A 19942-nucleotide genomic window follows, 5' to 3' on the forward strand; every position below is an offset into this window, starting at 1 on the left:
GCGCCGAGGCGTGAGGAAGCAGAAGCGCCTCGGTTGCCACTCTGTGCAGCGATCATCGAGTGCCCCGCTCGTCAACTCGCGAGGCAGCCTGCGATGGCCTTGATGCCGAAGTGGCTTTGCCCCTTACGGAAGGAAAGAACGCGGCTGGCAGAACGCCGTCCAGCCTGAACCGCTCCTCCTCGCCCGCTGCGTCCAGCGCCGCGTCCAGTTCGGCAGGGCCGCCGAACTGGAAGCCAAGCTGAGTGACGTACGAGTGACAGGCGCGGCGGCGCGCGGCCGCGTTGCACGCGACCTTCATCTCAGGCAGATGGTTCAGCGGGACGGGGCGTGCCGGGTGGCTGTGCGGCCGTGCCGCGTAGGGCCAGTCCTCCCAGTGCAGCAGGGGCAATCCGAGCGGCCGCACCAGGGCCGCGGCGCGCAGCAGCTGCACGTGATCCACGTGGCCGCCAATGGCCTGGGGCATCAGCCAAAGGTCAGCGGGTGGCAGGGCGCTCAGCGCCGGGGCTAGCGCGAGATGCACCGCGTCGTCCTCCCGCACCTGGGCGAACAGCGCCGAGGCATCGGCATAGCCGCGATGCGGAGCTTCGCGAAAGGGAAGGTGCAGCGCCGCCGCCCCCAAAGCCGCGCAGGCGGCCAAATCCTCGGCCCGGCGCAGCGCCATGTAGTCGGCATCGTCGGGAAGGCCCTTGTCGCGTTGGCATTCCAGCGCGAAGCCTCGCGGATTGGGTACGGAGGCCGTGAACGCCGTCACCACCAGGACCCGCCACCCTGCCGCCGCCATGCGGGCCAGCGTGCCGCCACAGGAGAAGGCGGCGTCGTCCAGGTGCGGCGAGAGAGCGAGGGCGATCACAGAAGATGGGGCGCGGCGATGAAGCGGCAGGACGGGTCCAGCGGCAGCACCGGGTCGACCGGCTCCCGGCGCGGCGCGGCGCGCACGCGGTCGTAGCTGTCCATGATGAGGCGCCCCACCGCCGCCCAGGAATAAGTGGCGCGGCACTCGGCCAGAGCGGCCTCTGCGAAGCGGCGCCGCAGCGCGCCATCCTCGATCATCCGGCGCAGCGCCGCAGCCAGGGCCGGTACGTCGCCGGGATCCACCAGCAGCGCATTCTCGCCGTCGCGCAGACAGTCCACCACCCCCACGGCGCGGCAGGACACGCAGGGAAGGCCGCTGGCCATCGCTTCCAAGATGGTGTTGGAAAATCCCTCGGCATGGGTGGGCGAAACGAAGACGTCGCCCATGGCGTAGACTGCCGCCGCCTCGGCATAGTCGGCGTAGCCGGTGAAGCGCACCGGGACCCTCAGCTCCGCCGCAAGCTCCTTGGCCGCATGGAGGTCGGGGCCGATGCCCGAATACACGGCCGCGAAGGGCACGCCCTGTGCCTGCAGCAGCGCCAGCGCATGCAGCATGTCCAGCGCGCCTTTCCGCCGGTCCACCCGGCCGTGGTACAGCAGCCGCACCGGGTCCGCCGCCGCGCCCGGCGGCTTGTGCGGGCGGAAGCGCGCCACCTCCACCGCGCCGGGGACGATGGTGAACAGGCTGCGCGGCACGCCGAGCCGCTCGACCACCTCCTGCGCGAAGCTTTCGCAGCCGATCAGCACGGCATCCGCCCCATGCAGCACGCGCTCCATCGCCACGCGATGCGTCTCGCAGCAGGAGCCGACCCAATGGCCGTCGCCGCCTTGGATGGACACCACGGTGGGCACGCCGATCTCCCGCGCTGCCAGCAGCACCGCCCAGCCATTGGGGTAGCCGTACTGCGCGTGCAGCACGTCGAAGGGCGCGCGCGCGTGCTCGGCCAGGATGGCGTCGCGCATCGCCCGGACGTCGCGGTCGAAATCGGCGCCGCCCGGCGCCTCCTCGCCATGTGCCTGTAGGCCGATAACGCGCACGCCCGGCACCGGCGGCGGGGGGCCGCCGCCATAGATGCCGGTGCCGGCCGCATCGCCCCGGTACTGGCTCACCATGGTGACGTCGTGGCCCGCCGACACCAGCTCGCCCAGCAGGTTCAGCGCATAGGCGCTCATTCCGGAGATGGCGGGAAAGAAGCGGCGGGAGCAGAACAGGACGCGCATCAAGCCGCGTCCCGGCAGGCCCGGAGCCAGCGCAGCGCGTCGGGCACCATGCGGTCGGCGCGATGGCTTTCGCGCGACAGCTCGACGCAGACCAGCCCGCCGAAGCCGATCTCCTCCAGAGCGTCGAGGCATGTGGGCACGTCCATGTCGCCCTCGCCAAAGGGCAGGTGGACGTGCTCGCCGCGCTTCATGTCCTCGATCGCCACCGTGCCGATGTGAGGGGCGAACTCCGCCACCGCGGCGGCGGGCTCGCGCTCACCCGTCACCAAGCAGTGGCCGAGGTCAAGCGCCAGGCGCAGCTCCGGCAGCTCCGCGTGCAGCAGAAGCCAGTCATCCAGCGTCTCCACCAGCATCCCGGGTTCCGGCTCCAGCGCGGCGGGCACGCCGCGGGAGCGGGCGTGCTCCAGCACCTGCGCCACCCCCTCCACAAGCCATTCCCCGGCCTCGCCGCGGTCCACTCCCGGCAGGGGCACGCCGGCCCAGAAGGACACGGCCTCGGCGCCCAGCAAGTTGCCGATGTCCACGGCGCGGCGCAGGAACGCCACGCGGCGCGCGCGGCCTTCCGCGTCCGGCGTCAACAGCGTCGGTTCGTGCTTGCGGCGGGGGTCGAGCAGGAAGCGTGCGCCGGTTTCGATCACGCAGCCGAGCGAGCGAGCGTGCAGGGCCTTGCCCAGCGTCTCTGCGCGTTCCACCCAACCCTTCTCCATGGGGTCCAGGTGGTGGTGATCCAGGGTCAGTGCCACGCCGGCATAGCCAGCATCGGCGATCATGGCGACGGCATCCATCAGCCGATGGTTGGCTGTGCCGTTCGTGTTGAAGGCGAAGCGCAGGCTCATGCGGCACACCGCTTGGCGAGCAGGAGCTGCGCGGCGAAGGGCCCGCTTTCCCGGTACAGGGGAAACAAAGGCGCCACCAGACGCTCCGCCGCCGGCGCGTCCCACCAAGCCGGGCCGCCGCAGCGCGTCTCGTCCTCCGGCCGCAGCCGCACGCGCAGGGCGCCTGGCGCGGGCGAGTCCAGCAGCAACGGGTCGCGGCGCGCCCGAAGCCGGCGCACGCCGCGCCATCCCAGGCGGCCATAGCTCATCGTCTCGCTTTCCAGCCCCGGCACGATGGCCTTCACCACCCGCACCGAGCCGCCAGGCGGCGAGCAATCCACCCAGATCACATCCAGTCCCTCGGCGGCCAGGGCGCGCACCAGCCAGTCCAGCCGCGCGCCGGCATCGGCGGAAAGCGCCGGCCCGGCATCGGGTAGGGCGGAGAAGGGCACCTCCCTCGCCACGCGGAACACGCTTCCCGCGAGGCGGCGGCGCAGTTCCGCCGCGTCCTGCGCGAGCCACTCGGCCATCGCCTCCACCGGGCGCGGCTCCTGCTCCTCCGCCAGGGCGTTGCGAAGCTGCCGATCCGCCATATCGGCCGGCATCACGTGCCGAATCGCATCGATGGGACCGTGCGTGGCCGACTTGCGCGCACGCGAGCCGCAGAACTCCAGCAGTGCCTTGCGCAGCGAGCGCGCGCGGTCCGGGTGCGCCGCCTCCCCACACGCGGTGAGTTGCAGCGAGATGGCGGGCTGCGGGTCGTCGCCCACGACGTACAGGTTGGGAATGCCGAAATCGTCGGCCGCCAGCTTCACCGTGACGTTGATGCCGAGTGCCCGCAGGCGCTCCAGCAGCGCGGCCACCTCCGGTTCCTCCACCGCGTCCATCTTCACGCCCACCCCCTGGTCCAGGGCGCGGTAGTTCACGGCGTTGCCGTCGCGTTGCAGCAGCTCCATGAGCCCGTGCGCGAGGGCGTGCCCCAGGTCGAAGCCAGCCCCCAGCCCGTTGGTGATGGGCATGATCAGCTCGGCCGGGATGCCTGTCTGGTAGGGATAGGCCGCCACCCACTCGATCGGCACCGAGATGGGCGTGTCATCGGGGAAGCGCCGCGCCTCCACCCAGGTCAACGGCGTGTCGGGGGTCCAGGCGCTGCCGGCGGGCAGGCAAAGCGTCAGCGGGTCTGCCACCGCGTCCAGGCCGTGTCGCTCCACCATTGCGCGGAAGGAAGACTGGACGCGTGGCGCGCGCTTCGCCCACTCGCCGACGAAATACTCCTCCAGCACCTCGCCCACCGCGCCGACCTCCGCTTCGATCGGCTCGAAGCCGTAGCCGTAGCCGATGGTGGCGGGCTCGCCATTCGCGGGCAGCAGCGCCGCCTCGCAGACAGGCACGCCCGTGCGGTCCAGCCCGTCGATGCGGAACACCTCCAGCCGGTCCTCCCGAGGAAGGGCATCGCGGAAGGCACGCGCGACGTCGTGCAGATGGCTGGCGCTCATGGCAGCTCCTCGATGGGGATGTGGCGCACGCCGGGTGGGCCGCGCAACTGGTCGTCCAGCACCGCCAGCGCCGTCTCACGCCCGATGCCTGGCGCGTGCTCGAAAGGGGTGCAGACGGTGTCGAACTCCAGCGCGGCGATCACGTCGCGGTAGCGCCGCGCCTCGCCGGGCGTGATGGGGATGGATTTGTGGAAGGCCTTGTGGGTGGACACGGCGAGGTTCCGTCCGTCCGCATCCTGGTCCACCTTGAAGGCATCCCCGCAGAACAGGATGCGACGCCGCGCGTCGTGCAGCACGGCCTGTCCCTCGTAGTGGCCGCCGACATGATGCAAAACCTGACCCGGCCGAAGCTCCAGCCGGTCGTCATAGGGGGTGTCCACGCGCATGGCTTTGGTGAGCCAGAGATCCTCCTTCTGGATCGCCAGCACCTCCGGCCGGAACACGTCCTGCAGCTGCCACAGCGCGCCATAGCCATGGACGTGGGAGGCGGCGAGGAAGCGGATGCCGCCCAGGCGGCGAATCTCCTCGATCATCGGCGGCGTGTAGTAGGGCGCGGCCTCGAAGGCGGTGTTGCCGTCGGGGTGCAGCAACAGCCAGCCGGTGCCGTTCAAGCCGAAGCCCGGCGAGGTGCAGAAGGCGACCATGTCCCGGTCGAGCTGCCGCCAGTGGCCGGTCAGGTGCGCGGCGACCCTTTCCTCCGGCCAGAAATCCCAGCCATCGGCCGGCAGGTCGTTGCGCGTGTCCTCGCAGACCGGGCAGCCGGAGGGGGCGAAGTGCTTCTGCCAGAAGCCGCAATGCGAACACGCCCAGGGGGTCAGCGGCATGAAACGCTCCGATAGGCTTGGTCGAGCAGGCGCATGGTGTGAAGGTCCCGCTCCAGGTCGAAGGCAGGATCGGGCCGTCCGGCGGCATGGCGGGCAAAGGCCGCCATCTGCCGCGCGAAGGGCGAGGCGCCGGCATCGGGAATCTCCAGCGCACGGCGCAGCCCCAGCCGCGCATCGGTGAACCACAGCGCGCCGCCAGGGGCTTGGCCCATGGTGCGTTCCGCCGTCAGCTGGCCTTTCGTGCCCAGGATTTCGAGCCGGCGTCTCGGCAGCGCCTCGGGGCAGTTGTAGGCGACGTGCAGCTGGGCCAGCACGCCCGACGCCGTGCGTCCGATCAGCAGCGCGCCATCATCCACCGCGTAGTCCTGCACGCGGCTTTGGACCATGGCGGCCACCGTCAGCAGCGGCTCGCCCAGAAGGTGGTCCACGAGGTCGAGCCCGTGCGGCGCCAGGTCCATCAGCGCGCCGCCACCGGCACGGGCGGGATCCGCGCGCCAATTGTCGCGCGCCCAGCCGGGTGGCACCCAGCACGCATAGGCGATACGGACGGCGGTAACGGTGCCGATGGCACCCTGCGCAATGAGGTCGCGCATCAGCACATGCGCCGGGTGGTGGCGCTGATCGAAAGCGCAGCCCCAGGGAATGCCGGCTCGGCGCACGGCCATCGCCATCGCCTCGGCTTCGGTCAAGGTCGCGGCCATCGGCTTCTCGCACAGCACCGGGATGCCGGCGGCGGCTGCGGCTTCCACGACCGGGCGGTGCAGGTGGTTGGGCGTGGCGACGTAGAGCGCGCCAAGGCCGGGCTCGCCCAGCAACGCATCCAGCTCGGCATGGGCACGGGCGCCCAGCGCTGACGCGGCGCGACGTGCCTCCGGCGCCGGGTCCGCCACGCCGAGGAGACGTCCCCCGGCGGCCAGAAGGCCGGGCAGCGCGAAGTCGCGCGCCACCCAACCGAACCCCGCCATGCCCCAACAGGCGGGCGCCAGTGCGCTGCCGTCCGGCATCACCAGCGCTCCGGCAGGTCGAGCAACTCGCGCCGCCGCGCCGGGGCTTCCGTTGCCGCGTCCAGCACCGCGCGAGCCGGCGCGGCGCTTGTGGCGGGAAACGTGGCGCGCGGACCGTACTCGAGCGCGTAGCGCTCGCTGGGCCAGGTCAGCCGCCCATCCGATCCGTAGAGCGGGTTGCGCCGAAGCGCAGCCCCATCGTGGGGCAGGCCGCGCACCGGTCGCGCGGGCCCCGCTCCCTCGACCAGGGAAAAGGCCTCTGCCCCCGCCAGGGCCGCGGCAGGCCGCGACTCTGGCGCGCGGCCTTCAGCCAGGGCGCGGGTCAGCTCCGCGTCGTCATAAATGGTGGCGCCGGGGAACATGCTCGCGACCTCGGCAGCGGTCATGGCGCGGCCGGCAGACAGGTTCGGCCAGTCACTGTTGTGCACGTGGCTGATGGCAAGCATCCCGCCCAGCGCACGAAGGCGCTGGAGGATCGCCGGCTTGGGCTCGAGGAAGTAGAAGGCGTCGTGGCAGCAGACGAGGTCAAAGCGGCCCAGCTCCGGCCAGGGCTGCGCAGCGTCCAGGCACAGAAGCGTGGCCTCTGGCACCACCCAGTGCCGTGCGACCCAGAGCTTGGCGAAGACCACGTCCGCCCCCGTCACCCGCGCGCCGCGCTGGCGCTGGGCGCGCAGGTGGTGGCCGATTCCGCAGGCCAGCTCGAACACGCTTTCAGGCGCGGGCGCGTGCGCCTCCACCAGGGCCAGCCCGGCAAGGAAGGTGGGGTCCGACCAGCGATGAGCGAAGTAGTCGGCGACCGGCCCCCAGGACAGCAGCGCCATCGCCTCGCGCAGCGAAAGGGAGTCGCGGCGGCGCACCAGCTCGCGCAGTGCCGCCGGATCGGCGCGCGGGCCGGTCCACCAGTCATCCTGGTCGGCCAGCAGCAGCACCAGCGCGCCTTCCTCGTCGCCGACCTCCTGACGCGCCAGGGCCTCGGCGGCCAGTTCCTCACGCCCAGCGCGCAGGAAGGGGATGCCGTCGAGGACCGGGCCGCGCCTCATGCGGCCAGCCCCACCTCGCGCAGCAGCCCTTCCTGGAAGGGGCGCACCGGGCCGTCATGCACCAGCTCCATCTCGCGCAGCAGGAAGCCGATGGTGGTGCCGGCGGCCCGCAAGTGGTGCTCCATCTGGAGAACGCGGTCCAGCGTGTCGGCGGCATGGAAGGCGCGGCCGCCCGGAGTTTCAGCGTCACGCAGGAGGAGGCGCGCAACCTCCACCTGCGCACGCAGCACCTCAGGCAGCTCGGCCAGGGCCTGCGACGTGGCGCTGTCCATCGCCGGCTCCAGCCAGTTCCCCAGCAGCATCTCCCCCGCGAAGCCGCTGTCGGGCAGCAGGGCGTTGTGGAGGTGGTGCGACAGGGCGGCCAGGAACACGGCCGTCGTGTCGGCGGCGTAGGCCGGCGCCAGCACCGCCCCAGCCACCGCCGTGATCAGGCAGTGTTCGGCGTGATTCTCCGGCGGCTCGAACATCAGGCGGCCGCGGCCGGGGCAGGTGGCGCCCGCGCGGGGCTGCGCCGCCAGCAGCGCCACGAAGGGCGGCGGCGGGCCGGCGGGAAGTTCCGGCGCCTCGGCCATCGCGCGCAGCAGGCCCGGGTCCACGGCGGCGGAAACCGAGGAAATGGCCTCGCGCATGATGGCCGCGCGCGCCTCGGGCGGGATTCCCACCTTCATCATCGCCGCGTCGTCCAGGTCGCCCAGCCGAGAAGCCGACAGCGCCGCGCGGGTCGTGGCATGGGCCACCGCCTCCGGAGGGGCGCCGGCACAGAGCGCGGCCCAGGCGCGGGCGAAGAGACGCTGCGCCACCGAGCCCTCGCGCCCCGCCGAACGGACGCGCTTGAGGTCGCCCAGCTCGCGCAGCAGGGGCAGCAGGTCGGCCGGACCGGTCATTCGGCGGCAGGCTGCGAACCGGGGGCGTGCAGCCATTCGTGCAGCATGCGCTCTTGCGCGGGAAAGGAATGCTCGGGCTGTCCGCTGGCGGTCTGCGGAGCCTTGAAGAACAGGCTCAGCTGCTCCTGCGCGCCGCCTTCGCCACGCTGCTGCGCGAGGTCGAGCACGCGAGCGATCTCGATCGCCAGCGGCGCGGCAAGCACGCTGTCCTTGCACAGGAAGTTGACCTTGATCTGCATCCGCTGGCCCAGGAACCCGGTGACGTCGATGTTGTCCCAGGCTTCCTTGTCGTCGCCGCGCGGGCGGTAGTAGCGGATGTCCACGATGTGGTCCTCGACCGGGTAGCCGAGGATGCTGTCCAGCACGCTGCCCTTGGTGCCCAGCTTGCTCTTCAGGCTGTCGGGATCCTGCAGCGCCTCGCCATCGCGGTTGCCCAGGATGTTGGTGCTGAACCAGCCATCCACGTGCAGCGCGCGGGCGCGAAGGGCCGGGGCCAGCACCGTCTTCATCAGCGTCTGCCCGGTCTTGCCGTCCTTGCCTGCCACCGGCACGCGACGCTGCTGCGACAGTTGTGACAGCGCCGGCACCTCGGCCGCGCAGGACGGGGTGAAGTTGCCGTAGGGCACGCCCGCCATGATGGCGGCATAGGCGTAGAGCATGGCCGGCCCGATGGAGGCGTCGTCCGCATCCAGGGCCTTCTCGAAGGCCTCGATGCTGCGATGGGCAGGGCTGCTGGCCGGCGTGCGCTCGGTGGAAGCGAGGTTCACCATCACGAGCCCATCGAAGCCGTTCGCCTCGCGGAAGCGCTGGAGGTCGTCCTGGATGGCGGCGATGGCGGCGCGATGGCCGGCGGTGGCGTTGAGGTTGCGACCCTCGATGTTGCGGCAGAACTCACGGCTGCCCACGGCCTTCCACGGGTGCTTCGCATCCAGCGCGGCCTCCACCTCCTTCAGCTGGCCGCCCTGCAGCACGCCGTGCTCGGCCGCCGCCTCGGCCAGGGATTGTGCGTTGAGGTCCCAGCCCTCGAGTTCCAGATCCTCGTAGGCCGCGAGGCCCGGCACGGCGACGTGGGCCAGCGGCAGGCCGTCCATCCGGTTGGTGCCGCGTCGCAGCACCTCCAACCCAGCGGCGGCGGTGGTGGCGACGGCACCACCCATCCCGACAATGGCGACCCCGACGCGGCGGCGCGGCGTGATGTTGAGCATGTTGGACATGGTCCCTAAGGCTTCGCATCCAACGAGGACGGTTTCGCAGCGTTGGCCACCGCCAGCGGCAAGGCGCAAAAATTTATCTTGTGCCCGCAACCCTTGCAGAATCCGCGAAACGCAGCATAGGACGCGTCAGAAACGCCAGCGCCAGCAGGGTCGCGGCCGAGGTGAGGGCGGTGCCGGCCAGGCCCAGCGTGGCGGCCATTCCCGGGGCGGCGGCCGCCCCGACCACGTCCCCCGTGTTGAGCGCGGCCATGTAGAGCGCGAAGCGAGTGGCAGCAACCGGCCCGGCGCTTGTGCGCATCACCGCCGGCGCCAGTGCCACGAAGGCCAGCGCCGAGGTGGTGACGGACAGCCCCATCGCCAGCGCTCCGCCGCCCAGTCCCGCGGGCAGCAGAAGCGCGGCGAGAAGATGCGCCGCCGCCGCCGCGGCCAGCAGGATGGGCAGGCTGCGCGACGCGCCGGCGCTGTCCGTCCACCAACCCACAAGCAGGGCGCCCACCGTGCCCGCAACGAGCGCCATCGTCCCTTGCATGGCGGACAGTGCCTCGGCGGTCCAGCCACCCTCCCCGAGCAGGGCAACGCCCAGCGGGACGCGGAACGCCGCTCCCGCGAAATCCTGGGCAGCGCAGAAGACCAGCAGCGCCAGGATGCAGGGGTGCCGCAGCTCGCGCGCCAACTCCGCCAGCAAGGGGAGGAACCGGCACATCGCGAGCGACGGACGGGTGCGCAGGGAAAGCAGCGCGTCGCCGGGGGCCTCGCGGATCAGCAGCGGCAGCAGGGCCAGGGCGCCGCCCATGGTCAGCAGCACTGCGGCGGCGCCGCGCAGCCCGAGTGCCGGCAGCAAGACGCCAAACAGCGCAGAGCCCACCGCGATTCCGCCGACGAAGCCCACGCGGGTGCAAGCGGTGGCGGTGCCCAGTGCGTCGGGCGGCACGCGGTCCATGATCCAGCCGTCTGCCGCCGTGTCCATCAGCGCCGCGAAGGCGCCATGTGCCAGGAAGACCGGCGCCAGCGCCGCCAGACTGCCCGGCTCGGCCCCGAGCAGCGGCAGCAGGGACAGCAGCGCCCCCGCCTGCGCCATCAGCACCCAGGGCCGCCGCCGGCCCATGCGCAGCCCGCCGAAGCGGTCCACCAGCGGTCCCCACAGCGGCTGCGCCACCCAGGGCAGTCCCGTCAGGGCAATGTGCAGCCCGACCTCCGCCGTCGAGGCAAGTCCCCGCACCGCGAAGTGGTTCGGCAACGCCGTCAGCGCGAAGCCCGCCGCCAGCCCCTGGTAGGCGTAAAGTCCCAGGATCAGCGCGAGGCGCCAGCGCGGCGAGCAGGAAAGCGGCATCAACGCCGACGGGCGGACAGCACGCAGAAGGGAACGGCCAGCACCAGCCCCGCCAGCGCCGGCAGCGCCACAAGGGTCGCGAAGGGAGTCCCCCAGGCCAGGAGCGCCGCAAGAAACGCGAGGCCGAAGACGCTGTGCGGCCAAAGCCGGCGCAGCGCCTCACCCCAGGGCACGTGCCCGCCTTCGCGTCGTTGCGCCGGCCAGCCGGGGCGACGGCGGCCCAGAGCGTGAGCCACCACGGTCAGCGTCTTGTCGAAGGCCATTGCCCCTTCCAGCAGAAGCAGGAACAGGCTTTCCGTCGCGGCCTCGCGCAGGGCCGGCCCGCCGCGCCGCCATGCCTCCCGCGCGTGGCCGAGGAGGCGCGGGAGGTGCAGCGCCGCGTAGGACAGTGCGAGCCAGACGAGAAGCAGCACACGTGGCGTGCCTTCGGCCCCGCCCGTCGCCGCGTTCAGCACGGCCAGCGGCAACAGGAGGAACCAGAGCGGCGCCAGCAGGTAGTGTGCCATGGCCTGCACCATCTGGAAGCGCCCGAGGCGAGACAGATGAGGATCCCGCAGCAGGAAGCGGTACTGCATGTTGCCGGCCGCCCAGCGGCGGTCGCGGTCCAGGAAGGCTGGAAGGTCGGGCGGATGGCGCTCCCAGGATCCGTCGTCCACCGGCAGGACCCGCACCTCCCACCCCGCGCGGTGCAACCGCGCCGCCTCCACGAAGTCGTGCGACAGGATGGCGGTGCCGTCCGGCAGCGCGCCCAACCGGGCGTGGAGGCGGAAGGGAGCAATGCGCAGCAGGGCGTTGTGGCCCCAGAATGCACCCTGTGGGCCTTGCCACCACGCCTGGCCGGAGGCCCAGATCCGCGCGCCGGGCGCGTGGCCCAGCCCGAACCAGTGGGCGAAGCGGGTCCGCGCCTCGTGGCCGGCGATGGTGGCCTGCAGAAGAGCCAGGGTCGGCTGCGCGTGCATGCACCGTACCATGCGGGCGACCAGCGCCGGGTCCATGACGCTGTCCGCGTCCAGCAGCAGCAGGAACTCGTGACCGTCGGCGTGACGGTCGAGGAACTCCATGAGATTGCCGGCCTTCCAACCCGCATTGTCGGCCCGGCGACGGTAGCGCAGCGCACCCGGCGGCAGGGTGGCCGCGAAGGCACGCACGACCTCCTCCTCGGCCGCCCCGCGCTGCGGGTCGGTCGTGTCGGACAACAGAGCGATCGTCGCCGGCACGTCGAGGCCCCGCCACAGCGCGGTCAGCGGCGGCAGCAGCGTCGACACCTCCTCGTCGCGCACGCAGATGGCCAGCAAGGTCGGGGGCGGCGCGATCGGAGAGATGGCGGGGTCCGGCTCGGGCCGCGCCGCCAGCCCAGTCAGCCCGGTCGCGCCCGCCAAGGCCAGCCAGGGAAGGTTCAGCGAGTAGCAGACGAGGATCAGCACCTCCCAGCCGCTCCAGCCGCCAGGCGCCAGCACCGCCAGCATCAGCAGGAACAGCCCCGCCGCGAGGGCCACTACCAAGCCAAGAAAGAGGAGCCGCCGCAATGTCCTATCCGCGGAGGGGGCGGGCAGGGAGGAAAGATCGTGCGGCACTGGCGGATCAACGGCGCAGCGCGGCAGTGGCTGCCGGGGTGGGTCCGGGACGCTTCGTCCTTCAACGGACCAGGAGCCGATCAAAAGCCTGCATCTGGTCCTCACCCGGTCAGCCTCATTCCGCCCAGGGACAAGTGGTGAGAGCAACGAGTCTGTTAAGAGCGCGCCCCGACAGCCGGCGCCGAGGGCTTGACCGTCTTCTCCTGCTCCGAGCTCGCCTGCAGGTCGGCCTTTGGCTCTATCCCCCGCTGCTCCAAATCATCCTTGCAAACCTCGCCTACCTCAACGGTCATCACCGCCGCTTGCAGACCGCCCAGGACACCGGGCCTTCCGCCCCCAATGGACGCTGCTCGGGTGCGATTTCCAGCCGCCGATTGTGTGCGGCCAGCGCCCCTTCCCACAGCGCGGTCCAGCAATCGAAGCCGGCAGGGTGCAGGTGGGCGGCGCCGCGCATGAGCGCCCAGCCGGACTGGCCCAGCCGGACCTGTCCGTCCCGCTCCTCGATCCAAGGACCGGCTTCACCCGTTGCCTCGGCGACGGCCTGCATCCAGCGCGCGAAGCCCAGGGCACCGGGCTCGGCCCCGCCCATCGCCTCGGCGACCATGTGGAAATGCTGCATGCCGACCTGGCGCCCGGCGGTGCCCAGCAGGTGGCGCGCCTCGTCGGGACCGAGCACCTCCAGCGCCGATTGGATGGCGGTGCGGACATACTCCATCGCATAGCCGCGATGGGCCTTGCGCAGCCGCTCCTCCGGCCATTCCGATGCCGGGACCCAGGGTGCCTGGGCGGGGTCGAAATCGGGAGCCTCCTCGCCGCGGCTGAAGCGCAGCCGCTCCTCGGGGGCAAGGTCGTGGTCATGCTCTAGGTAGTATCCCTCCAGCCCGTCCTGCCCGTCCGCCGTCTGCTTGGTGCAAACGAAGCCCAGGCGCGGATTGCCGAGCGAGACACCGTTCTGGGCGTGCCAGCCTCGCAGCATCGCGCGCGACACCTCGCCCGGGATGCCGCAGAGCGCGGTGCCCCACCACAGCCAGCGCGGCGGTGCGTAGCGGATCCAGGCCTTGCGGTCGCTTTCGTGCATGTACTCGACCGAGACGCCGCCAATCCGGTTGGACAGGTAGTGGTACTGGGCGCAGGCCACGGCATCGGGCAGGCCGGTCAGGCCGAGCTTGGCGAGGCCGGGCAGGAAGCGTTCCCGCTGCTGCCGCCGAAACACGGCGAAGACGAGGTCCGCCGCGGCCGAGGGACCCCGCCGCGCCACGATGCCGAGCACGATGCCGGTGAAGAAGGCCCGATGCAGATCGGAGACCGCCTGATTCAGTTGCGGGGAGGACACGCCCATTCCGTCCTTTCGGGTCGATCCAGCTGCGTGGCCCCGATCGGACCAGATGGTCAGGCGTGCCGCAAGCGGTCGTGCCGGGTTCCGGCAAGCGTGAGCGAATATCTCGAAGGCCCGCCAGTTCCCTCACCTTGCGTGGAGCGCATCGCCATGGGGCTGCTCATATGGCCTCAGCCGCTCACGGAGGCCTGGACACTCTTCCCTGCAAGCCTTGGTCGCGGGCGCATTCCCCTCTGGCTCACGGCGCCTCGGCTGAATGGCGGGCATCCTGTTAACCACACGTCGGACGGTGCGTTGCTGTTCGTCACCCAAGGGCAGGCTTGATGGAAGAACCAGAGCAGATCACCGCCTCCAAGATTCAGACCATGGTCGAGGGCTTCTTCTGGTTCCTGCCGAATATCGGCATCGGCCTGGTGGTCCTTTTAGGGTTCTGGATCGGGGGCCGGATTGCGGCTAAGGCGGTGGCCTATGCTCTCGCCCGCAGGCAACGCAAGGATCTGGGCCTGCTGCTTGGCGCGACGGCGCGCTGGGCACTGATCGCAGGCGGCGTGATGGTCTTCATGACGATCGTCTTCCCCTCGGTGCGACCCGCGGATCTTCTCACCACGCTGGGCGTCGGCTCGCTGGCGGTCGGACTGGCTTTCCGGGACATCCTGCAGAATTGGTTCTCCGGCCTCATGATCCTCTACGCGCAGCCCTTCCGGGTCGGTGACCAGATCGTGACCGGCGAGTACGAGGGCACCGTCGAGCACGTCGAGGCCCGTGCGACCCTCATCAAGACCTATGACGGGCAGCGGATCGTCGTTCCGAACAGCAACCTGTACACGCGCAGCATCACCGTGCGGACCCACTTCCCGATCCGCCGCAGCCAGTGCGACGTGACCATCGGCTATGGCGACGATCCAGTCGTGGCCTGTGAGGCCGTGCTCCGCGCCATCGGTTCCATCGAGGTCATCCGCCAGGACCCGGCACCGGACGCGCGCGCCTGGGAATTTGCCGAGTCTGGCGTGGTGATCCGCGTGCGGTGGTGGACCGATTCTCGCCGCAATTACGTCGTCTCCGCCCAGGGGCAGGTCGTGGCAGCGATCCGCGCCGCGCTGCGCGACGCGCAGATGGACATCGCCTACCCGACCCATACGGTCCTGTTCCACGATCAGACCGATGAGGCCGATGGAGACCGGACCCGGCAAAGGGAGGGCTGGCCGGCCGGGGCTTCCCCGCCAGCGCCCCGTCCCCTCAGCCACATCACCCTGGAGCGTCGGAGGCCACCTCGCAACGAGGAGGGCTGACTCCTCGCGAATGCCGCGACGGAGGAACGCTCCTCACGCAGACCGCGAGAGAGGGCGATCCCGCTGGTGGCCATGCGAGGTTCGACTAGCCTAAGCGGCCCCCAACGGCTCCGATCGCGCGATCCAGGGCAAGCTATGATGCCAGGGCGGGATCGGCGCCGCCGCGCTCTGCAGCAACACTGCGCTGGACGCCCTGGCGTCCGTCAGCGACGTCGTCAATGCATCGCACGACCAGATCCGGAACGCCGTGGTGCACCATGTGCCCGTGCCCTGGCACGACGTGCAGTTGGCTTCCCGGTAGCGCCTGCTGCAACCGCGCAGAGTGGCGCCCCACATCCACGATCCCGTCATCCTCCCCCACGACGATGGCGACCGGGATCTGCGTGATCTCGTCGTACCGCCCCTCGGCAATCGCGGCCCAAGGGCTCATGGAGGCGGCATCCTCGGCGCTGGCCTTGATCTGCGAGGGCCGCACCATGATCGGCACCGGAACGGCCGCCGTGAAGCCGGGCGGCACGGGCGCGGGCGCGAACATCTTCGTGATCATCTTTGGGGCAATCAGGCCGCCCACGAGGGGACCGACCGTGTAGCGGATCACGTCCCCGAGGACAGGGACCGCCGGCGGCGAGAAGAGGACGATGTCGGCACGCACCGTCGGATAATAATAGCCGGATACCAGAACCAGTCCCGAGATGGCCTCCGGGTGGTTCAGCGCCAGGGCCATGGCCACCAGGGTGCCCCAGGAATGCCCAACCACGACCGGGCGCTCGACCCCGAGGCGCATGAAGGCCTCGGCGAGGACCGCGGCCTGGGCCTCCGCGGTCCAGAACCGGTCGCGCGGCCGATCGCTGTAGCCATAGCCGGGCCGGTCAAAGGCGAGGACACGGTGGCGTTCGGACGCAAGCCCGAACACGCCGCTCGCGATCCAATCCTCGGCGATGACGCCATTGCCGTGAAGCAGGACAACAGGCGGCCCGTCACCATGCCCGCCTTCCAGGTAATGAAGATCGATGCCCCCGGCCCGCACGAAGCGCCCTGCAGGGGGATGATTCCGCTCCGCCTGTCGGGCGAGGGTGTGGTTCAGCAGAGCGCTGGCCCCGAGAGCAAGGGCCGTGGTGGCGAGAATGGTCTTTGTGCGCGAGGAGGCCATGGCCGCTCCTATGTGTCGGCGACCGCCTCCCTTCCCAGCTGCAGCAGGAGAGTGAGGGCGAGGACGCGTGGTGATGCGGTGCACCATCCCAACGGGGCGGCGCCCCGCCAGTTGCCCGCGACCTGATCTACGCGCTTCCTTCCGGCCGCAGTTACCCCTGATGGCTCACAAGTTGATAAGGTTGTTCAAGCCTGTCTGCATCACCGCTTCTTCCTAAAGCGGCGGAGACTGCATCACCCGCCCGAGATGCCCCTGATAACCTTGCCCGAGCCCCCGCAATTCGCGCAGATTTGCTCCTGCAGCTGGCCCTTGCCCCCGCAATCCGGGCAGACATCTTCGCCGGTGCCCGGCGTGCCTACGGGCGCGTCATCGCCCGGGAAAGTGCCACCAGCCCCGGGAATACGTGGGTCTTTCGTGCCTTGAGGCTTGCGCTCGTTCACCACTGCCTCCTCTCGTATTATGCTGGCTTGCCAACGCGCGCGCTCTGCCACCTGTTGCGGTGGCCTGGAACGCGGGTCCGGTCGGCCCTGCACCCTCCGGTCCACCAACCCTGACATTTCCTGGGCGCGGGGCATGCGACAAATGAGCACCCCAGGGCGGTGCGCCCTGAAGTCATGACAAGGCGGGAGACATATTATCCGCCTCCGGCCGAGGCCGGGAAGCGGCATGACGGGTGGTCAGATGCGGAATGCCTGCCGCGCCAGCAGGCGCCAGTCATTCCCCGACTTCTGCCAAACCTGCATGACGCCAATCCGCACCGGCGTGACCTGCCCCGCCGCGTTCACCGTCTCGCCGGTCAGGGTGTGGCGGGCGATGGCGGTGTTCCCGAGGACCGACACGGACTTGTCGCTCAGGTTGATCGAGCGAAAGGACGAGGCCCTGGAAACAAGATAGTCGATGAACTGCTGCTTGTTCTCGACGCGGCCGGCCGAGTGGCCATAGCTCAGGCCATCGGCCGTGAGCGCCTCCAGTCGCGAACGGTCGACCGCGATCATGGCTTCCGACAGGGCGTCGATGGCCTGGGCCACTGCCTGCTCGTCACCGGACTGCGCCTGTGCGCCCTGCTGCCCCATCGCAGCCGCAACGATGATGGCACCACCAAGGACACCGACGCTTCGACGTGTGAAATCCATACGAACCTCCTCCGCGCTTGTTCTGGTTGCGGAACAGGCTAGCCGCCCGGGTCCCGCTCGTCCATCAAATGTGCAGGCCGGTTCATGAATTCTGGAGAATGCCGGTTCCGCGAAGCGCGTTCAGATGAACGTCAGCAGCCGGCGCGGATTGCCGATCATGATCGCCTCGATCTCCGCCTCACTCCAGCCGCGCTTGCGCATGTGCGGCAGCACCTTCTTCTGGATATGCGCGTAGCCATGCCCGCCCCACTCGCTGAACTGGATCGTGTGGCAGATGTCGTGGCTGATCACGATCTGGTCGAGATGCCCACGGTCGATGGCGCGGCGGATCGTGCGCAGGCGCATCCCGTCATTCGGCATGTCGATGTCGGCATGCGCGTAGTAGGTGTTCTCCTGACCGAAGAGGTCCCATTCCAGGATCACGCCCGCGTCGGCGAGGCGGAACAGCCGGTCGTCATCGAAGATGGTGCGGTCGATGTGGTCGATGATGGTGCGCGACAGGTCGGCGCCGTGCTCCCGCAGGAACTCCACCAGCATCCACGGATGGTCCTCGTGCCGCGCCGGGTGGATGGTCAGCGACGCGCCCGTTTCCTGCTGGGCGATGACCGCGCCCGCGAGGACGCGCTTCTCCAGATCCGTCCAGGGCCACTGGCAGCCAATCTCGCCCACGATCCCGGCGCGCACGCCGGTCCCCCAGGCGCCCTGCTGTACCTGGTCGATCATCTCCTTCGCGAAGCTGTCCACGCTGCGATCATGGTTTGCTGGGTCCTGGTAGTCATGGACGTAGTGACCGCAGCCCATGACGATGTGGGCCCCGGTTTCCCGCGCCACCTGGGCGAGTCCCTCCGGGTCGGGCTCCAGCCCGCCGATCGTCAACTCCACCACCGTCTTACCGCCGGCCGCGACCATCTCGGCCGTGGCGCGGGCGGCGACGGCGCGGTCCTTCTGGGTGGTGTTGCGGATGTCGGCGACGTCGCCGTTGAGGAGGTCCCAGTACTGTCCGGGCTTGGGGCCACCGCTGGCGGCGGGGTCGCGCTTGGCCGGGTGGGTGATGTTCCAGATCAGGTGCTCATGCATCAGGGTGGGACCAAGCTCGGCCGGGTCCACCAGCCCGAGCACGGTCTGGGCCTTGCCCCGCATCTCGTCACGCGTCAGGCGCATCTCGGTCGGTTCTCCTTGGCCGGGCGTCAGGCCCAGCGCACGTTCCAGGGATAGCTCGCGGCAGTCTTGAGGAAGCCGGTCAGCCCGGCCCGATAGGCGGTGCGAATGAAGTAGCGGCCGAGCGGGACAACCGGGACCTCGCGGAAGGATTCCTGCTGGATCTCTTCTGCCAGCCGCGCCTGCTCCGCCTCGTCCGGGGCGAGCAGCCATTGCGACGCCAGTTCCTCGACGCGCGGATTGCTGTACCAGCCAAACCAGCCGCGGTCGCCCTGGCCGCGAACGATGGGACTGGTGGCGGGGTTGAGGATGGAGGGGCTCGGCCACCAGGTGTGGAAGATGCTCCAGCCGCCGCGCTCGACCGGCTCCTTGCTGGTGCGCCGCTGCACGACGGAGCCCCAATCGGTCTCCACCAGCTCGATATTCATGTCGAGGCGGCGGAGCAGATCAGCCGTGACGAGCCCGAAGGGCGCCATGCTCGGCAGGTCGCTTGCGTTGATGATCACGACCTTCTCCCCGCGATACCCGCCCTCATGCAGCATCTGCTTGGCGCGGGCGAGGTCGGGCGGGCTTCCCCGCAGCGCATCGGGTTTCGTCTCGCGGCCATAGGCCGTCCCGCAGGGCCACATGGAGTGGCACTCGGTGAAGATCTCCGGATCGTTGCCGGTGATCGCGCGCATGTAGTCGTCCTGGTTCGCGGCATACAGGATCGCGCGGCGAACGCCTGCCTTGTCGAAAGGCGGGTGGAGATGGTTGAAGCGCAGAGTGCCGATGTAGCCGGTCGGGTCGTTCACCCCGACGCGGAGGTTGCGGTTGCGGCGGAGCAGGGGGGTCAGGTCCGGGTTCACCTGGTCCCACCAATCCACCTCGCCAGCCTGCAGCGCCGCGGCGGCGGTGGCGCTGTCCGGCATGACATGCCATTCGATGCGCTCGAAATGTGCCACCTTGCCGCCGGCGGTGTTCTCCGCCGGCTCCTGCCGCGGGACGTAGCCGTCGAACTTCGCGTAGCCGACCCGGCTGCCCGCCACGAACTCCTCCGGCAGGAAGCGATACGGGCCGGAACCGACCATCTCGGGCACCTGGCGGAACGGGTCGGTGCGCGCCAGCCGCTCCGGCATCATCAGCGGCATGTTGGAAGCCGTCTTGCCGATGGCCGAGAGCAGGAGAGGGAAGGGGCTGCGGAGGCGGATGCGGAGCGTGCGGTCATCCGCCACGCCCCATTCCGCGGCGGCGGCGGCCAGCGACTGGCCGAAGACATCCCGCTTGCTCCACCGCTCCAGGCTCGCGACGCAATCCCGCGCCAGGACCTTCTCGCCATCGTGCCACAGAAGCCCGTCGCGCAGTCGGATGGTCCAGGTGAGCCCATCGTTCGAAACCGTATGCCCCTCGGCCATTTGCGGCCGGATGCGTCCAGCATCGTCCGTGCCGTAGAGCGTATCGAACACGGTATAGCCGTGCACCGAGGTCACGGCCGCGGTGGTCCAGACCGGGTCCAGTGCGGTGAGGTTGGCCTGGGGGACGAAGCGCAGCACGCGCCGGTCGCGACGCTGGGCCCGCGCGGGCGCGCTCCCCACCGCGACGAGGCCGGCGGAGGTCGCGATGAAGCGGCGACGATGCATCGG

The 19942-nt window shown here is 70.3% G+C and carries 17 protein-coding genes; 1 reads left to right on the top strand and 16 read right to left on the bottom strand.

What is annotated here, in order from left to right:
* Positions 1 to 52: 52 nt before the first annotated feature.
* The 12 genes from OF850_RS08660 to OF850_RS08715 all read right to left on the bottom strand — a co-directional run bounded on the left by OF850_RS08660 (position 53) and on the right by OF850_RS08715 (position 13587).
* A complete protein-coding gene (locus tag OF850_RS08660) occupies positions 53 to 850 on the bottom strand; it encodes a PIG-L deacetylase family protein (RefSeq protein ID WP_301589628.1) in 798 nt (265 codons plus the stop codon).
* Positions 847 to 2073, bottom strand: coding sequence for a glycosyltransferase family 4 protein (locus OF850_RS08665; protein WP_301589629.1), 1227 nt, complete (start codon positions 2071 to 2073; stop codon positions 847 to 849). Before OF850_RS08665 ends, OF850_RS08660 begins: the two co-directional genes overlap by 4 nt.
* Entirely contained in the window at positions 2073 to 2909 is an 837-nt protein-coding gene (locus OF850_RS08670) for a sugar phosphate isomerase/epimerase family protein (protein WP_301589630.1), read from the bottom strand. The genes OF850_RS08665 and OF850_RS08670 overlap by 1 nt, the downstream gene beginning before the upstream one ends.
* Positions 2906 to 4384, bottom strand: a complete 1479-nt coding sequence (locus OF850_RS08675; protein ID WP_301589631.1) for a YcaO-like family protein — start codon at positions 4382 to 4384, stop codon at positions 2906 to 2908. The genes OF850_RS08670 and OF850_RS08675 overlap by 4 nt, the downstream gene beginning before the upstream one ends.
* The gene (locus tag OF850_RS08680; protein ID WP_301589632.1) at positions 4381 to 5208 is read right to left on the bottom strand and encodes an MBL fold metallo-hydrolase; all 828 of its coding nucleotides are present in this window, start codon (positions 5206 to 5208) and stop codon (positions 4381 to 4383) included. The genes OF850_RS08675 and OF850_RS08680 overlap by 4 nt, the downstream gene beginning before the upstream one ends.
* A complete protein-coding gene (locus tag OF850_RS08685) occupies positions 5199 to 6212 on the bottom strand; it encodes a Gfo/Idh/MocA family protein (RefSeq protein ID WP_301589633.1) in 1014 nt (337 codons plus the stop codon). Before OF850_RS08685 ends, OF850_RS08680 begins: the two co-directional genes overlap by 10 nt.
* Entirely contained in the window at positions 6212 to 7252 is a 1041-nt protein-coding gene (locus OF850_RS08690; protein ID WP_301589634.1) for a class I SAM-dependent methyltransferase, read from the bottom strand. Before OF850_RS08690 ends, OF850_RS08685 begins: the two co-directional genes overlap by 1 nt.
* Positions 7249 to 8136 carry a hypothetical protein gene (locus OF850_RS08695; RefSeq protein WP_301589635.1) on the bottom strand — a complete coding sequence of 296 codons (888 nt, stop codon included), beginning with the start codon at positions 8134 to 8136 and terminating at the stop codon, positions 7249 to 7251. The genes OF850_RS08690 and OF850_RS08695 overlap by 4 nt, the downstream gene beginning before the upstream one ends.
* A complete protein-coding gene (locus OF850_RS08700) occupies positions 8133 to 9350 on the bottom strand; it encodes an inositol-3-phosphate synthase (RefSeq protein WP_301589636.1) in 1218 nt (405 codons plus the stop codon). The genes OF850_RS08695 and OF850_RS08700 overlap by 4 nt, the downstream gene beginning before the upstream one ends.
* Before the next feature lie 73 nt (positions 9351 to 9423).
* Complete coding sequence (locus tag OF850_RS08705) at positions 9424 to 10680, bottom strand: MFS transporter (RefSeq protein WP_301589637.1); 1257 nt, start codon at positions 10678 to 10680, stop codon at positions 9424 to 9426.
* Positions 10680 to 12359 carry a glucans biosynthesis glucosyltransferase MdoH gene (gene mdoH, locus OF850_RS08710; RefSeq protein WP_368044682.1) on the bottom strand — a complete coding sequence of 560 codons (1680 nt, stop codon included), beginning with the start codon at positions 12357 to 12359 and terminating at the stop codon, positions 10680 to 10682. Before mdoH ends, OF850_RS08705 begins: the two co-directional genes overlap by 1 nt.
* A 187-nt stretch (positions 12360 to 12546) precedes the next feature.
* A complete protein-coding gene (locus tag OF850_RS08715; protein WP_301589639.1) occupies positions 12547 to 13587 on the bottom strand; it encodes a hypothetical protein in 1041 nt (346 codons plus the stop codon).
* Between the two features lie 326 nt (positions 13588 to 13913).
* On the opposite strand from OF850_RS08715, the gene OF850_RS08720 reads away from it, so the two are divergent.
* Entirely contained in the window at positions 13914 to 14879 is a 966-nt protein-coding gene (locus OF850_RS08720) for a mechanosensitive ion channel family protein (protein ID WP_301589640.1), read from the top strand.
* A gap of 133 nt (positions 14880 to 15012) precedes the next feature.
* On the opposite strand, the gene OF850_RS08725 is transcribed toward OF850_RS08720, so the two are convergent.
* From OF850_RS08725 to OF850_RS08740, 4 genes are all read right to left on the bottom strand, one after another.
* Positions 15013 to 15906 carry an alpha/beta fold hydrolase gene (locus OF850_RS08725; RefSeq protein ID WP_301589641.1) on the bottom strand — a complete coding sequence of 298 codons (894 nt, stop codon included), beginning with the start codon at positions 15904 to 15906 and terminating at the stop codon, positions 15013 to 15015.
* 800 nt (positions 15907 to 16706) lie between these two features.
* Positions 16707 to 17162, bottom strand: a complete 456-nt coding sequence (locus OF850_RS08730; protein ID WP_301589642.1) for a nuclear transport factor 2 family protein — start codon at positions 17160 to 17162, stop codon at positions 16707 to 16709.
* 120 nt (positions 17163 to 17282) lie between these two features.
* On the bottom strand, positions 17283 to 18323 hold the full coding sequence (locus tag OF850_RS08735; RefSeq protein ID WP_301589643.1) for a phosphotriesterase family protein: 1041 nt from the start codon (positions 18321 to 18323) through the stop codon (positions 17283 to 17285).
* A 26-nt stretch (positions 18324 to 18349) separates the two neighbouring features.
* A complete protein-coding gene (locus OF850_RS08740) occupies positions 18350 to 19939 on the bottom strand; it encodes an ABC transporter substrate-binding protein (protein ID WP_301589644.1) in 1590 nt (529 codons plus the stop codon).
* Positions 19940 to 19942: the final 3 nt, after the last annotated feature.

The organism is Sabulicella glaciei (genome assembly GCF_026183895.1).
GTDB classification, from domain to species: Bacteria; Pseudomonadota; Alphaproteobacteria; order Acetobacterales; family Acetobacteraceae; genus Roseococcus; species Roseococcus glaciei.

Excerpts from the sequence above, each read along its gene's own strand:
- OF850_RS08665 (WP_301589629.1), bottom strand. The coding sequence starts at position 2,073 with ATGCGCGTCCTGTTCTGCTCCCGCCGCTTCTTTCCCGCCATCTCCGGA.
- OF850_RS08670 (WP_301589630.1), bottom strand. The coding sequence starts at position 2,909 with ATGAGCCTGCGCTTCGCCTTCAACACGAACGGCACAGCCAACCATCGG.
- OF850_RS08675 (WP_301589631.1), bottom strand. The coding sequence starts at position 4,384 with ATGAGCGCCAGCCATCTGCACGACGTCGCGCGTGCCTTCCGCGATGCC.
- OF850_RS08680 (WP_301589632.1), bottom strand. The coding sequence starts at position 5,208 with ATGCCGCTGACCCCCTGGGCGTGTTCGCATTGCGGCTTCTGGCAGAAG.
- OF850_RS08685 (WP_301589633.1), bottom strand. The coding sequence starts at position 6,212 with ATGCCGGACGGCAGCGCACTGGCGCCCGCCTGTTGGGGCATGGCGGGG.
- OF850_RS08690 (WP_301589634.1), bottom strand. The coding sequence starts at position 7,252 with ATGAGGCGCGGCCCGGTCCTCGACGGCATCCCCTTCCTGCGCGCTGGG.
- OF850_RS08695 (WP_301589635.1), bottom strand. The coding sequence starts at position 8,136 with ATGACCGGTCCGGCCGACCTGCTGCCCCTGCTGCGCGAGCTGGGCGAC.
- OF850_RS08700 (WP_301589636.1), bottom strand. The coding sequence starts at position 9,350 with ATGTCCAACATGCTCAACATCACGCCGCGCCGCCGCGTCGGGGTCGCC.
- OF850_RS08705 (WP_301589637.1), bottom strand. The coding sequence starts at position 10,680 with ATGCCGCTTTCCTGCTCGCCGCGCTGGCGCCTCGCGCTGATCCTGGGA.
- OF850_RS08720 (WP_301589640.1), top strand. The coding sequence starts at position 13,914 with ATGGAAGAACCAGAGCAGATCACCGCCTCCAAGATTCAGACCATGGTC.
- OF850_RS08730 (WP_301589642.1), bottom strand. The coding sequence starts at position 17,162 with ATGGATTTCACACGTCGAAGCGTCGGTGTCCTTGGTGGTGCCATCATC.
- OF850_RS08735 (WP_301589643.1), bottom strand. The coding sequence starts at position 18,323 with ATGCGCCTGACGCGTGACGAGATGCGGGGCAAGGCCCAGACCGTGCTC.
- OF850_RS08740 (WP_301589644.1), bottom strand. The coding sequence starts at position 19,939 with ATGCATCGTCGCCGCTTCATCGCGACCTCCGCCGGCCTCGTCGCGGTG.